At 69.1% G+C, this 12,945-nt stretch carries 12 protein-coding genes; 7 read left to right on the top strand and 5 right to left on the bottom strand.

Annotation, left to right across the window (positions count from 1 at the left end; all coding sequences use genetic code 11):
- The first annotated feature begins 10 nt into the window (after nucleotides 1–10).
- The 4 genes from SACCYDRAFT_RS15405 (at nucleotide 11) to SACCYDRAFT_RS15390 (ending at nucleotide 3,230) form a co-directional block, all read left to right on the top strand.
- Nucleotides 11–457 (top strand): hypothetical protein, encoded by a 447-nt coding sequence (locus SACCYDRAFT_RS15405; RefSeq protein ID WP_005457474.1) that lies wholly within the window; start codon nucleotides 11–13, stop codon nucleotides 455–457.
- A 77-nt stretch (nucleotides 458–534) separates the two neighbouring features.
- Entirely contained in the window at nucleotides 535–1,587 is a 1,053-nt protein-coding gene (locus tag SACCYDRAFT_RS15400) for a TNT domain-containing protein (protein ID WP_232283688.1), read from the top strand.
- Between the two features lie 180 nt (nucleotides 1,588–1,767).
- Nucleotides 1,768–2,661, top strand: a complete 894-nt coding sequence (locus tag SACCYDRAFT_RS15395; RefSeq protein WP_005457470.1) for a hypothetical protein — start codon at nucleotides 1,768–1,770, stop codon at nucleotides 2,659–2,661.
- A 134-nt stretch (nucleotides 2,662–2,795) separates the two neighbouring features.
- Complete coding sequence (locus SACCYDRAFT_RS15390; protein ID WP_157606517.1) at nucleotides 2,796–3,230, top strand: hypothetical protein; 435 nt, start codon at nucleotides 2,796–2,798, stop codon at nucleotides 3,228–3,230.
- Between the two features lie 159 nt (nucleotides 3,231–3,389).
- On the opposite strand, the gene SACCYDRAFT_RS15385 is transcribed toward SACCYDRAFT_RS15390, so the two are convergent.
- The 5 genes from SACCYDRAFT_RS15385 to SACCYDRAFT_RS15365 form a co-directional block, all read right to left on the bottom strand.
- Nucleotides 3,390–4,052 carry a methionine ABC transporter permease gene (locus SACCYDRAFT_RS15385; RefSeq protein ID WP_005457466.1) on the bottom strand — a complete coding sequence of 221 codons (663 nt, stop codon included), beginning with the start codon at nucleotides 4,050–4,052 and terminating at the stop codon, nucleotides 3,390–3,392.
- Entirely contained in the window at nucleotides 4,049–5,083 is a 1,035-nt protein-coding gene (locus SACCYDRAFT_RS15380; protein WP_005457465.1) for a methionine ABC transporter ATP-binding protein, read from the bottom strand. Before SACCYDRAFT_RS15380 ends, SACCYDRAFT_RS15385 begins: the two co-directional genes overlap by 4 nt.
- The gene (locus SACCYDRAFT_RS15375; RefSeq protein WP_005457464.1) at nucleotides 5,080–6,048 is read right to left on the bottom strand and encodes a MetQ/NlpA family ABC transporter substrate-binding protein; all 969 of its coding nucleotides are present in this window, start codon (nucleotides 6,046–6,048) and stop codon (nucleotides 5,080–5,082) included. The genes SACCYDRAFT_RS15380 and SACCYDRAFT_RS15375 overlap by 4 nt, the downstream gene beginning before the upstream one ends.
- A 284-nt stretch (nucleotides 6,049–6,332) precedes the next feature.
- Nucleotides 6,333–8,651, bottom strand: a complete 2,319-nt coding sequence (locus SACCYDRAFT_RS15370; RefSeq protein WP_005457463.1) for a beta-xylosidase/alpha-l-arabinosidase — start codon at nucleotides 8,649–8,651, stop codon at nucleotides 6,333–6,335.
- Nucleotides 8,648–9,700 (bottom strand): LacI family DNA-binding transcriptional regulator, encoded by a 1,053-nt coding sequence (locus SACCYDRAFT_RS15365; RefSeq protein ID WP_005457462.1) that lies wholly within the window; start codon nucleotides 9,698–9,700, stop codon nucleotides 8,648–8,650. The genes SACCYDRAFT_RS15370 and SACCYDRAFT_RS15365 overlap by 4 nt, the downstream gene beginning before the upstream one ends.
- 158 nt (nucleotides 9,701–9,858) lie before the next feature.
- On the opposite strand from SACCYDRAFT_RS15365, the gene SACCYDRAFT_RS15360 reads away from it, so the two are divergent.
- From SACCYDRAFT_RS15360 to SACCYDRAFT_RS15350, 3 genes are read left to right on the top strand one after another with little or no spacing between them, the layout of a single operon-like run.
- Entirely contained in the window at nucleotides 9,859–11,169 is a 1,311-nt protein-coding gene (locus SACCYDRAFT_RS15360; protein WP_005457461.1) for an ABC transporter substrate-binding protein, read from the top strand.
- On the top strand, nucleotides 11,166–12,080 hold the full coding sequence (locus SACCYDRAFT_RS15355; protein ID WP_043536532.1) for a carbohydrate ABC transporter permease: 915 nt from the start codon (nucleotides 11,166–11,168) through the stop codon (nucleotides 12,078–12,080). The genes SACCYDRAFT_RS15360 and SACCYDRAFT_RS15355 overlap by 4 nt, the downstream gene beginning before the upstream one ends.
- Nucleotides 12,080–12,922: a carbohydrate ABC transporter permease gene (locus tag SACCYDRAFT_RS15350; RefSeq protein ID WP_005457458.1), complete on the top strand. Its 843-nt coding sequence runs from the start codon at nucleotides 12,080–12,082 to the stop codon at nucleotides 12,920–12,922. The genes SACCYDRAFT_RS15355 and SACCYDRAFT_RS15350 overlap by 1 nt, the downstream gene beginning before the upstream one ends.
- Nucleotides 12,923–12,945 lie beyond the last annotated feature (23 nt).

The following is a 12,945-nucleotide window of genomic DNA, read 5'->3' as shown; positions in this document are numbered from 1 at the left end:
AATCGATGACGTGACTGCAAGCGAGGAGCCAGGAGAGGCCCTGGACCGCCGGATCGGGTTCATGTTGCTCGATGCCGTCGACGGTGGTTGGCTGCGGATCGACTTCAGGTGCAAGGTCGTCTCCGATGCACACGACCTCGCACTCACGGTGTTGCTGGCCGATGGGAGCTCGCCTGCGGTGCCACTGCCCGAGGCGATCCTCGAACCGGTGTTGCAGCTCAGGGAGGAGATGTACCGCGAGGGTAGGGGAACGTGGTTCTCGGCACGATGGACGCTCGAACCTCCCGGACGGATGAACCTGACCTACAACCTGGACTGGGACCCGTTGTGGGAGCCGGATGTTCCCGCATCGAGTTGGCGGGCGGATCTCGAAGCCTTCCCTCGGGACGGCGACCATATGCCCGAGTGGCTCAGGATGAGACTGGCTGAGGCGGACGAGGGGGATGGGACTCGATGACGGGTGACGTAAGGCTCCCGACCTCAGCTTTGAGCAGGGCCGGCGAAGACAAAGTGCTCGGTGGGGTGGGTGCCCTGGTGGCTCATTTCGCGCCGACCGACTGGGCCGGGGCGTTCTTGACCTACCGCGCGCTCGGCGACCACACCGAACTGGTGGTGATGTTGCGGCGCGTGACCGACGGCAACCTCTATCTGTGGACGCCGCCCGCCGATGTCGCCCAGTACCTGGCACGGCTGCGGCAGCTGATGTACCAGGAGGGGCGCGGGACCTGGTTCGAGCTGTCCGGAACGGTCGCGCTCGACGGGCGGATCGAGGTCCGGTACCGGTGGGACGATGAACCCGACTGGGACGGTGAGCCACCACCCGGCGCGTTCACCCGAGAACTGACGCGGTATCCGCGAGACGAGGGCATGGTGCCGGACTGGTTCGCGGCCAGGCTCAGCAGGCCCGTGCTCGCGACTCTCGAGGACGGCTTGAACCCCGAGGAAGCGCTACGCCGGGCCGAGAGCGTGGCGGCGGAACTCGAGGTGGACCCGCGGTCCTACCGTGTCGGCGAAGTCGCGGACGGTGCCTGGTGCCTGGTGCGCGAGGACTCGCGATGGGCTGTGTTCCTGGCTCTGGGGGAGCAACAGCTGGCAAGGGCGGAGTTCGCCACAGCCGAACAGGCCGCACGATACTTCGTCGGACACCTGTCCCTGCGCCGCGATGCCTTCCGCGACGAACTACCGCTGGACGCGAGGCGTGCGACCGAGGAATGGCCGATCCAGCCGGTGGGTGGTGATCGGGGACTGAACTACTACGGCGGGAAGCGGCTGGTGACTGTGTCGCCGGGTACCGAGCTCGACCGTTACGGCGACCCTGCAGGCAACACCGTGTTCGCGGCGCGCACCGAGTTCACCCATCGGTCGCAGCCCGCCGACGAGGTGCACCGTGAGTACCACGTCTACCGGGTCTTGCGTTCGATCCGCGCGGTCATGGGGCAGGTTGTGCCATGGCACGACCAGGCCGGAGGGGGCACCGCGTACGTGCTCGAGCGGTCGGTGGGTGACCTGCTTTCATCAGGGGCTCTCGAGGAGATCCCACAGGCGACCACTCGCCCGTCGAGCGTGGACGGGGAGAGCACCGAGTGACGGCTGGGCCCGATCGGCTACGTGTACCCGCGCCGTCCGGGCAAACCCCGCGTTTCCGAGGCGGCAGCGTCATCCCCCGGTCGGTGGTGAACCTGCCGAGCGAGGGCGTGCTCGAGAAAACTCCCCGCCCCACTCTGCCGCCCTCGCCGCGGTCGTGATTGCGACAGGAGTGACATGGTCATGACGTACCCAGTGGGGCCGCTGAACGACCGGCAACGGGAGGAGCTGGTGAATCGGATCGGGGCGCTGCTCGCCGGTGTCGCTCCGACCGGGTGGACCCAGTTGCTGAGCGAGTACCGCAGCGTCGGCAAACACGTGGAAGTCGATGTGACGGTGTTCGGCGCGGACGGCTCGCCGGTGCCCATGCGTCCTCCGGCCGAGGTCGTGAGCCTGCTCGGGCAGCTACGCACCGGGATGTACGAGCCGGGGCGCGGTACCTGGCTGAGCGCGATGTTGACCGTCGACCCGCCGGGGACCACACATGCCGATTTCGTTCATCACGCTCAACCCCGCTGGCGGCGGACTCCGCCTCCCCTCGGTTTCCAGGACGAGCTGCGGATGCACCCGCGCGACGACGCCCACCTTCCCGCGTGGCTGCGTCAGCGTGCCGAGCTGGGTTCCACCATCGGGCCCGAACAGCGAGGGCGGCCGTCCACGGTGCCGCTCGCGCAGGCACCTGCGGCTGGGACCGGCGAATTCGGCGAGTTGCGTTTGTCGAAGGTCTTTGACGGGCTCGGTGGGGACGGTCGGCCGGTGGTGAACCGACCGCCGTTGGACCCGGCGGAGAAGGATCGGGTGCTCGACTACCTCGGTGGGGCTCCGGTGGTGCTGGCGGCGCGGAGCTACGACACCGACGCGTTCGATCGGGGTCGGCCGCCGTCGGTGCCGTTGACGTTCCGCACGGATGGGGCGTGGGTGTGGCCGGGCGCGGTGGCGTACTACCTGCGGGAGCACGATGTGGCGCCGGATCCCGAGTTGCTGGCCCACATCCGGCGCCGTGACTACGCGGTGCCGGACGTGGGGGAGGACGCGCGTCAGCGGGCCGTGGAGCTGGTCACCAGGCAGGAGAGTTGACAGGTGGCCGAAGCGGGCCACCGCACTGCAAGACCGGCCGTCGCCGTGCGTACCTCCCGGTTGCTCGACGGGCGGCAACCGGAACAGTGACGAGGAACGAGCCTGGAAAAGGACACCATTCGATGATGTCGGCTGTGCCGTTGAATCCTGTGGAACAGAACGAGTTGGTGGAGCGCATCACCGCAGGGCTCGTTGCCGGGTTGCCAGAGGGGTGGCAGCGGCTGGTGATGGACTACGTGAACATCGGTCGCTATGTCAGTGTGGCCTCGGGTGTGATGGTGAGCGATGGTTCGATCCAGCAGTGGGAGCCACCCACCACGGTGGCGCCGTTGTTCCACGAGCTTCGGCACGGCATGTACATGCCGGGACGGGGGACCTGGTACTCGATGGAGCTGATCATCGATCCGCCTGCGATGTACTCCGTGCGGTACAACCGGACTGATCCTCCGCCGCTGCCGCAGCCTCCGCCCGCGGGGGAGTTCGCGCTCGACTTGGAGCGCTACCCGCGGGCGGCCGAGGAGGTCCCCGGTTGGTTCGCCGCTCAGGTCCCCGGTCCGGCTCGCAGCTGACGGCACGCGACGAGGGCGATCCCTCGGAGGAGGATCGGGGGAGCGATGACCACGGGTGGTGACCGTGCAGTGCCCCGTTCGCTCTGACGGCTTTGAGGGCCTGCGGCGGTCCCACGGCAGCGCCACAGCGCCTGGCCGTGCCGTGGGACCGCCGGGCCGTCAGTGTCGCAGTGCCTTGCGGGCCAGCCAGTTGCCCAGGAACTGCACCGCCTGCACCAGGACGATCATCAGCACCACGGCGACGGCCGTGACAGCCCAGTCGAACTGCTGGTAGCCGTAGGTGATCGCGAAGTCGCCGAGCCCGCCACCGCCGACCGCGCCCGCGACCGCCGTCATGTCGACCACCGCGACGAAGACGAACGTGTAGCCGAGGATCAACGGTCCCAGGGCCTCCGGCACCAGCAACGTGGTGATGATGCGCAGTGGGCTGGCGCCCATCGCGCGGGCCGCCTCGATCACGCCCGGGTCGATCGTGACCAGGTTCTGCTCCACGATGCGGGAGATGCCGAACGTGGCGGCGACGATGAGCGCGAACGTCGCCGCGGCCGTGCCGAGCTGGGTGCCCACGACCTTGATGGTGAGCGGTCCGATCGCCGTGATGAAGATGATGAACGGGATCGGCCTGATGATGTTCACCGCGACGTTGAGCACCGTGTGCACGACGCGGTTCGCCCACAGACCACCGGGGCGGGTGGTGTAGAGCAGGATGCCGAGAAGCAGCCCGAGGACACCGCCCACGACGAGCGTGGCGGCCACCATCCAGAGGGTCTCGCCGATGGAGTCCCACAGCACCGGGCCGAGTGTCTCCCAGTCGGTGTTCACAGCTTCACCTCCTGCACCTCGGTGACCTCCCGCAGTTCGGCGATCAACGCGTCCACTCCGGTGTCCTCACCGATCAGTTCCAGCGTCAGACCACCGAACGACTGGCCCCCCAGCTCCTTGATGCCGCCGTAGACGATCTCGAAGCTCACGTCGTGGCGGGCCTGCGCGCTCGACAGGACCGCGCCGATGTTGCGGTCGTCCCGCACGCGGGCGGTGACGAGCCGTCCCGGGTGCCGGGTGCGGATGCGTTCCAGGTTCGCGCCCCGTGGCTGGTCCCGCAGCACCGTCTCCACGAACCGGCGGGTGGTCTCGTGCTTCGGGTCGGCGAAGACGTCGAGCACGTCGCCCTGCTCGATGATCCGGCCGGAGTCGAGCACGGCGACCCGGTCGGCGATCTCGCGGACGACCTCCATCTCGTGCGTGATCACCATGATCGTGACGCCGAGTTCGGTGTTCACCCGCTTCAGCAGGCGCAGCACGTCGGCCGTGGTCTCCGGGTCGAGTGCGCTCGTGGACTCGTCGGCCAGCAGGATCTTCGGGTTGGTGGCGAGCGCCCTGGCGATGCCGACGCGCTGCTTCTGCCCGCCCGACAGCTGGTCCGGGTAGTGCCACGCGCGGTCGAGGATGCCCACGAACTTCAGCAGCTCCGCCACGCGTTTCTCGATCTCGGGTTTCGACCAGCCGGCGATCTTCAACGGGTAGGCGACGTTGCCGAACACCGTCCGCGAGCGCAGCAGGTTGAACTGCTGGAAGATCATGCCGATGCCGCGCCGCACCTCGCGAAGCCTGCGCTCGCCTAGGGTGGTGAGGTCCGTGCCGTCGACGATCACCTGCCCGCTCGTGACGTGTTCCAGCGCGTTGACCAGCCGCACGAGGGTGCTCTTGCCCGCGCCCGAGTAGCCGATGATCGCGAACACGTCCCCGGCGTCCACGGTGAGATCGATGCCGTCGAGCGCGGTGATCGTCCCTCGGCCCGCCGTGTGGAAAGCCTTGGTGACGTTCCGCAGCTCGATCAGGGGCCGATCGGTCATTGCTTCGCCGCCCGCACGGTGTCCGACAGCTCGGCGAGGACGGTCTCCAGCTCCTGCTGCGAGCGCTGCACGGGCACGGACGTGCCCCGCGACTCGGTCCTCAGGGCATCCTGGACCTCCGGGTGGTGGAACAGCTCGACGATCCGTCGGTAGGTCGGGTCGTCCTTGTCCTCGGCGCGCGCCGCGACGATGTTGATGTAGGGCTCGGCGGCGTCGCTGCGCGGGTCGTCGGAGAACAGCGCCTTGCTCGGGTCGAGACCGGCGTCCATGGCGAAACCGTTGTTCACGATGGAGGCGTCCACCGAGTCCAGCACGGCCACGGTCTGCGCGGCGTCCACTGGGGTCACCTCGACCTTCGACGCGCCCTCGTCGATCTCGGCGGGTGTGGACAGCACGGTGCCGCCGTTCCTGAGGCTGATCAGTCCGGCTTCCTGGAGCACCAGCAGGGCCCTGGCCTGGTTGGTGGGGTCCTTCGGGATCGCCACCGTGCCACCCTCGGGGATCTGCTCCACGGCGGTGTGCTTGCGCGAGTACAGCGACAGCGGCACCACGTAGGTGGAGCCGACCGGCGTCAGGGTGTCCTCGTTGGAGACGTTGTAGTTGGCGAGGAACAACACGTGCTGGAACAGGTTCAGATCGGTCTGCCCCTGCGACAGCGCCGGGTTCGGCTGGTTGTAGTCGCTGAAGTTGACCGTCTCGATCGTGATGCCCTCGTCCGCGGCGAGCCGCCGGAACGCCTTCCAGTAGTCGGACCCGGCCTCGGTGGTGCCGATGCGCACCGTCACGTTCCCGGTGCCCCCGCTCTCCTCGCCGTCTTCGCCGCCCGTGAGAACGACCGTGATCGCCACCAGCGCGGCGACCAGCACGACACCGAGTGCGATGAACGGCCCCTTCGATCGCCGGGGCCGTTCGGGCAGCCGGATCTCGGCGTCACCCGCGTTGTCGCTGCTGTGTGTGTCTGCCATGTCACCTTCCTGGAACTACTCCCGCACGCGCCTCGGGGTTGTGCCGCGTGCGTGGCGATTCCAGGGTGTGGCAACGACGGGGGTCCGAAAAGTCGTCTCACACGGTGGTCAGGTGAGTGCGAGAGTTACACCACAGTGGAGTGGTGAGAGGTGAGGGGACGAACTCGCCGTGACCGCCCGAACGCGACACGTACGTACCCGGCAGGCTCACCGTCGAGTGTCGGGGCGCGTGCGTCCACCAGCGTAGTCGTGGTGCGAGCGGACCCGCCCGCACCACGACCACCTCACCCCCGGATGGTCACGGTCACCGGTGTGGTGAGCACCCTGTCGTGGCCTACGTTCCGGACCGGGCCGGTCAGCTCGAACGACGCCGAGCACGGCAGGTCCGCCACCGAGCGGCCCACGTGGACGTCGATCCGGCCCGGCTCCACGATGCGGCCCAGGTCACGCCCGGTGAAGCTCGTGCGGTCGGCGTGCAGGGTGAAGGTGACCCGCGCGGTCTCGCCCGGTGCGAGATCGACCCGGGCGAAGCCGGCGAGTTGCCGGACCGGCCGGGTCACCTGGGCCTGCACGTCGTCGAGGTAAAGCTGGACCACCTCGGAGCCCGCCCGCTCACCGCTGTTGCGCACGTCGACGGCGATGTCGAGGGTCCCGTCGGTGGGCACCTGCTCGGCGCTGACGGTGAGGCCGCCGTAGTCGAACGTCGTGTACGACAGGCCGTGTCCGAACGGAAACGCCGGAGTCGGGTCGAGGTTGCTGATGCCCTGGCTGTTGCCGCCCAGCGGCGGATGAAGGTAGGTCGCCGGTTGCCCGCCGGGATGCCGGGGGACCTGCACGGGAAGGCGGCCCGACGGTGCCGTGCGCCCGGACAGGATGGAGGCCAGTGCGGCGCCGCCCTCCTCGCCGGGCAGGAACGCCTGCACGACGGCGGCGGCGTGGTCGGCGTGGGCTCCGAGCGCGTACGGGCGGCCGGAGACCACCACGACCACCACGGGGGTTCCCGTGGCGAGCAGCGCGGACAGCAGCTCCTCCTGTACCCCGGGCAGCCGCAGGTCGGGAGCGTCGCAACCCTCGCCGGAGGTGCCTTCACCGAACAGTCCCGCCCGGTCACCCACGACGGCCACACACACGTCGGCACCGTCGGCGGCGGTGACGGCCTCGGCGAACCGCGACCGGTCGTCGTCGTTGACTCCGCAACCCGGCACGGCGGTGATCTCGGCGTCCGGTAGTTCGGCGCGCAGTGCCTCGACCAGCGACGGCACCTCGATCCCGAGCCCCAGCCCGGGGTAGCGCGGCAGCACGTGGTTGGGGTAGGAGTAGCAGCCGAGGAAGGCCAGTGGGTCGTCGGCGCACGGGCCGACGAGCGCGATCCGCCGGTGTTCCGCCGCCAGCGGCAACACGCCGTCGTTGGCCAGCAGCACGACCGACCGCTCGGCGATACGGCGCGCCAGCTCCCGATGCGCCCCGGCGTCCAGGTCCACCGACGAGTCCACGTCCGACTCCGGTGTCCAGTCGGGGTCGAGCAGGCCGAGCTCGGCCTTCTGCCGGAGCACGCGCATCGCGGCGCGGTCGACCAGCGCCTCGTCGACCTCACCGCGGCGGACCCGCTCCACCAGTTCCGCCCCGTAGCACAGGGCGTCGGGCAGTTCGACGTCGATGCCCGCCGCGAGGGCGAGCGCACCGGCGTCGGCGGCGCCGTCGGCCACCCGGTGCATGGTCGCGAGGAAGGCGACCGCCCAGTAGTCCGACACCACCGTGCCCTCGAACCCCCACTCGTCGCGCAGCACGCCGGTGAGCAGCGTGGCGTCGGCGGCGGCGGGCACACCGTCGAGGTCGACGTAGGCGTTCATCACCGAGCCCGCGCCCGCGTCCCGCACCGCCATCTCGAACGGCGGGAGGATGACGTCACGCAGTTCCCGGGGCCCGATCGGCACCGGCGCGTGGTTGCGTGCTGCCCGCGAGGCGGAGTAGCCCGCGAAGTGTTTCAGCGTGGCGATCACGCCTTCGCTCTGCAGCCCGCGCACGTAGGCGCTGCCGAGCATGCCCACGAGGTAGGGGTCCTCGCCGAGGGTCTCCTCCACGCGGCCCCAGCGGTGATCACGCGCGACGTCCAGCACCGGGGAGAGCCCCTGGTGAACTCCCACCGCACGCATGTCCGCCCCGATCGCGGCCGCCATCCGCTCCACGAGTTCGGGATCGAACGTGGCCGCCCACGCCAGCGGCGCCGGGTACACCGTCGCGCCGTAGGTGGTGAACCCGGTCAGACATTCCTCGTGCACGATCGCGGGTACCCGGAGCCTGGTGTTGTCCACGATGTCCCGCTGAAGCTTCACGACCCGTGCGGTGCCGTCGGCCACGTCGACCGGCGCGGTGCCGAACACGCGCGTGAGGTGCCCGAGCCCGTGCTCGCGCCGTTGCTCGAACGTGGCGGCCCCTTGCGAGAAGACGTCCTGCATGGGGGCGACGTTGCCGCTGACCTGCTCGTTGCCGGGCCACGCGCTGCCCAGCTGTGCGACTTTCTCCTCCAGCGTCATCTCGGCCAGCAGGGCCTGCGCGCGCCGGGCCGGGTCGGCCGACGTGTCGTGCCAGGGCTTGTCGGTCATCGTTCTCCTCGTCGAGGTGCTGTCGAGTCGCGCACGACGAGCTGCGTGGCCAGCTCGACGTGGTGGGAATCCAGGGACTCGCCCGCCGCCAGCCGCAACAGGGTGCGGAGCGCGACCCGGCCCATGTCGAGCAGCGGCTGCCGGACCACGGTCAGGGCGGGTGTGGCGAGCGTGGCCAGGATGGTGTCGTCGAAGCCGACCACGCTGAGGTCGTCGGGCACGCGCAGCCCGCGCCGGCGGGCGGCTTCGATCACGCCGAGTGCGGTGGTGTCGCTGGCCGCGAACACTGCGGTGGGTGGTTCGGGCGAATCCAGCAGGCGGCTGCCCATCTCCAGTCCGGCGGGGTAGCTGAAGGCGCCGTGCAGGGCCAGTTCCGCCTCCGGCGGGACGCCGGCCTTCTCCAGCGCCGCCCGGTAGCCGTGCAGGCGTGCCTGCCCGCACGCCGCCCGCACCGGCCCGCCCGCGAACCCGATCCGGCGGTGTCCGAGGGACAGCAGGTGTTCGGTGGCGGAGAGTCCGCCGGAGAAGTTGGTGGCGCCCACGCTCGTGACGTCCACCCTCGGCAGGTTCAGCGGGTCGATCACCACGAGTGGCAGGCCGGCCCGGTCGAAGGCGTCCACCTGTTCCTCGGTCAGCTCCGAGGTGACGATGATGATGCCCTCGCGCCCCGCGGCCTTGAGGCGGTTGGCCCATCCGTCCGGAGAGGACGACGAAGCCCGTTCGCCGTCGTCCGTCGGAATGCGGTTGACGACGACGTCCACGCCCGCTTCGGTGCCCGCCTCGGTGACACCGCGCAGCACTTCCAGTGAGTAGGGGCTCACCAGGTCGTCGAACACCAGGTCCACGACTCGCGCGGGGGTCACACTGCGCCTGCCGACCGGGGGAACGTAGTCGAGTTCGCGAGCGGCCTCCTCGACCCGGGCGCGGGTCGAGGAGGCCACGTCACCGCGGCCGTTGAGCACTTTGGACGCCGTGGGGAGGGACACGCCCGCCGCCTCGGCCACCATTGCCAGCGTCGCTCGTCGTCGGGCGCTGGAACCACTCGGCACCGCAACCTCCGCTTTGATTTTCGAAAACTTTCGGACAACTATAACCGAAAATGCCAGGAAGTCGACTCTTGACCTTGGATTCCGGCGCTTCTAGGGTGCGTATCCACACCATAGTGTTTTCCGAAAACTTTCGGACCCTTCGACGAGGAAGGCGCGTCATGGCACTGGGTACGAGACGTACGGGACTGCTCGCGGTGGGAGCGGCGGCGGTGCTGACCCTGTCCGCCGCGTGCGGCACGAGCGGGCCGGGCGGGGGATCGGGTGCGAACGCCTGGGCTCTCACGGGCGGGGACGAGCAGACCATCCGCAGCTCCTTCGAGTCGTGGAACAGCGGCAGCCCCGACCGCGCGATCAACGCGGAGTTCTTCGCCAACGACGCCTACAAACAGAAGATCCGCACCTCCATCGGCGCCGGTGGCGCGCCGACGCTGATCTTCGGTTGGGGTGGCGGAACCCTGCGCGACTGGGTCGAGGCGGGCAAGGTCGTCCCGATCTCGGAGCTGGTCGAGGACGAGACCGAGCTCACCGACCGGTTCCTGCCCTCGGTGCTCGACACCGGTGTCGTCGACGGCGAGACCTACGCGCTGCCGAACAACGGCATGCAGCCGGTGCTGCTGTACTACAACAAGAAGCTGTTCGACCGGGTCGGTGCCGAGCCTCCGCGCACGTGGGACGAACTCATGGACCTCGTCCCGCGCTTCCAGGAAGAGGGCATCGCGCCGTTCGCGATCGGTGGGCAGAGCAGGTGGCCACAACTGATGTGGCTGGAGTACCTGGTCGACCGGATCGGCGGCCCCGAGGTGTTCGACGCCATCGTGGCGAACGAGCCCGGCGCGTGGTCGCATCCGGCCGTGCGGCGGGCGGGGGAGATGATCCGGGAACTCGTCGACGCGGGCGGGTTCGTCAAGGGCTACAACTCGATCGCGGCCGACAGCGGCGCCGACGCCGCCCTGCTCTACACCGACAAGGCCGCCATGTACCTCATGGGGTCGTGGGCCTACCCGAGCATCAAGGACTCCGCACCGCAGTTCATCGCCGACGGCCACCTCGGTTACACGACCTTCCCCTCGGTGGACGGCGGTGAGGGCGATCCCGCCAACATCGTCGGCAACCCGGCGAACTACTGGGCGGTCAGCGCCGACGCCTCCCCGAAGGAGAAGGAGGCGGTGGCCGCGTACCTCACCGACGGGCTCATGAACGACGGCTACGTCGACACGCTTCTGGAGAACGGGTCCGTGCCACCGCTGAAGGGCGTCGACAGCAGGCTGTCCACCACGGACGCCCCCGACTACCTCTCGTTCGTCTACGAGCTGGCGGCCGAGGCGCCCAACTTCGAGCTCTCCTGGGACCAGGCGCTGTCGTCGAAGCAGGCGGACGCGCTGTTGACGAACCTGGAGCAGTTGTTCACCGGGCAGTTGTCCCCGGAGCGGTTCTGCACCGCCATGGACTCCACGATCGAACAGAAGTGACGACAGTGGCCGATTCACGTGTGTCCGGTGCCGGTACGGGCGCCCGCCGCAGCGGGCCGTCCGCGGTCATGGCGGCGCCCGCGCTGGTGTTCTTCGGCGTGTTCGCGCTGGTGCCCCTGGCCGGGGTGGTGGTGCTCAGCCTCGTGCACTGGGACGGCATCTCGGAGATGACGTGGGCGGGGTCGGCCAACTGGTCGGACGTGCTCACCGATCCGTCCACACTGAACGCGATCTGGCTCTCCGTCCAGGTGATGGTGTTCAGCTGGTTGGTGCAGACACCGATCTCGCTGCTGCTCGGCGTCTTCGTGGCCGGGCGTGGCCGTTACCGGGCGCTGCTGGGGGTGCTGTACTTCCTGCCGATGCTGCTGTCGTCGGCGGCCATCGCCATCGCCTTCAAGGCGCTGCTCGACCCCAACTTCGGGATGAGTCTCGCGTTCGGTGCCACCTCACTCGCCCAGGACTGGCTCGGAGACTCGGATCTGGCGCTGTACGTCGTGGTGTTCGTCGTCGCGTGGCAGTTCGTGCCGTTCCACACCCTCCTCTACCAGGCGGGGGTGCGGCAGATCCCGGCGTCGCTGTACGAGGCGGCTCAGCTCGACGGCGCCGGGACATTCCGGCAGTTCTTCCACATCACGCTGCCGCAGCTCCGCTACACGATCATCACGTCGTCCACGTTGATGACGGTGGGTTCGCTGACGTACTTCGACCTCGTGTTCGTGTTGACGGGGGGCGGGCCCGGTGAGGCGACGCGAATACTGCCCCTGCACATGTACCTCACCGGGTTCTCCAGTGACGAGATGGGCAAGGCCAGCACACTCGCCGTCCTGCTCGTCGTCACCGGCCTCACCCTCGCTCTCGGACTGTCCCGCTGGGCGAACTTCCGTCGTGGTAGCCAGTTGGAGGGCGCGTGATGGCGGCCGGCGTTCGCAGCAGGGCCCACAGCAGGCCCAACGTCCTGGGTGGACTCGCCGGGTTCGCGTGGCTGCTCCTGGTGCTCGTTCCGGTGTACTACGTCGTGATCACCAGCCTGCGCGATCAGGAGGGGTTCTTCTCGGCCAACCCGCTGGCCCCGCCGGACGACCCCACACTCGACAGCTACCGGCTGGTGCTGGAGAACGACTTCCTCCGCTACCTCGGCAACAGCGTGGTGGTGACGCTGGCGACCGTGGCCATCACCGTCGGCGTGTCGTTGCTCGCCGCGTACTACGTGGTGCGCGCCGACGGCCGGCTGGCGCGGCTGACGTACCGGTCGTTCCTGCTCGGGCTCGCCATCCCGTTGCAGGCCACGATCATTCCCGTCTACTACCTCATCACCCAGGCCCGGCTCTACGACACCCTGCTGGCGATCATTCTGCCGTCGGCGGCGTTCGCGATCCCGCTGACCGTGGTGATCCTCGCGAACTTCCTGCGTGACGTTCCGAGTGAGCTGTTCGAGTCGATGCGGCTCGACGGTGCGGGACACTGGCGGATGGTGTGGAGCCTGGTGCTGCCGCTCACCCGTCCCGCGGTGGTCACCGTGGCGGTGTACGACGCGCTGCAGGTGTGGAACGGCTTTTTGTTCCCGCTGATCCTCACGCAGAGTCCCGACCAGCGGGTGCTGCCGTTGGCGTTGTGGAGCTTCCAGGGGCAGTTCACGGTGAACATCCCGGCCGTGCTCGCGGCCGTGGTGCTCTCGACGTTGCCGGTGCTCGCGCTGTACATCCTCGGCAGGCGGCAGCTCGTCAGTGGACTGACGGCGGGCTTCGGCCGCTGAGCACGGCGCGCTGTTTGTCGGAT

Source organism: Saccharomonospora cyanea NA-134, from assembly GCF_000244975.1.
Lineage (GTDB): Bacteria > Actinomycetota > Actinomycetes > Mycobacteriales > Pseudonocardiaceae > Saccharomonospora > Saccharomonospora cyanea.
The sequence above is the reverse complement of the archived record's forward strand: the minus strand, read 5'-3'. Positions and strand labels throughout refer to the sequence as shown.

Coding starts and splice junctions, on each gene's coding strand:
- SACCYDRAFT_RS15395 (WP_005457470.1), top strand. CDS start 1,768: ATGACGTACCCAGTGGGGCCGCTGAACGACCGGCAACGGGAGGAGCTG.
- SACCYDRAFT_RS15380 (WP_005457465.1), bottom strand. CDS start 5,083: ATGACCGATCGGCCCCTGATCGAGCTGCGGAACGTCACCAAGGCTTTC.
- SACCYDRAFT_RS15375 (WP_005457464.1), bottom strand. CDS start 6,048: ATGGCAGACACACACAGCAGCGACAACGCGGGTGACGCCGAGATCCGG.
- SACCYDRAFT_RS15370 (WP_005457463.1), bottom strand. CDS start 8,651: ATGACCGACAAGCCCTGGCACGACACGTCGGCCGACCCGGCCCGGCGC.
- SACCYDRAFT_RS15360 (WP_005457461.1), top strand. CDS start 9,859: ATGGCACTGGGTACGAGACGTACGGGACTGCTCGCGGTGGGAGCGGCG.
- SACCYDRAFT_RS15350 (WP_005457458.1), top strand. CDS start 12,080: ATGGCGGCCGGCGTTCGCAGCAGGGCCCACAGCAGGCCCAACGTCCTG.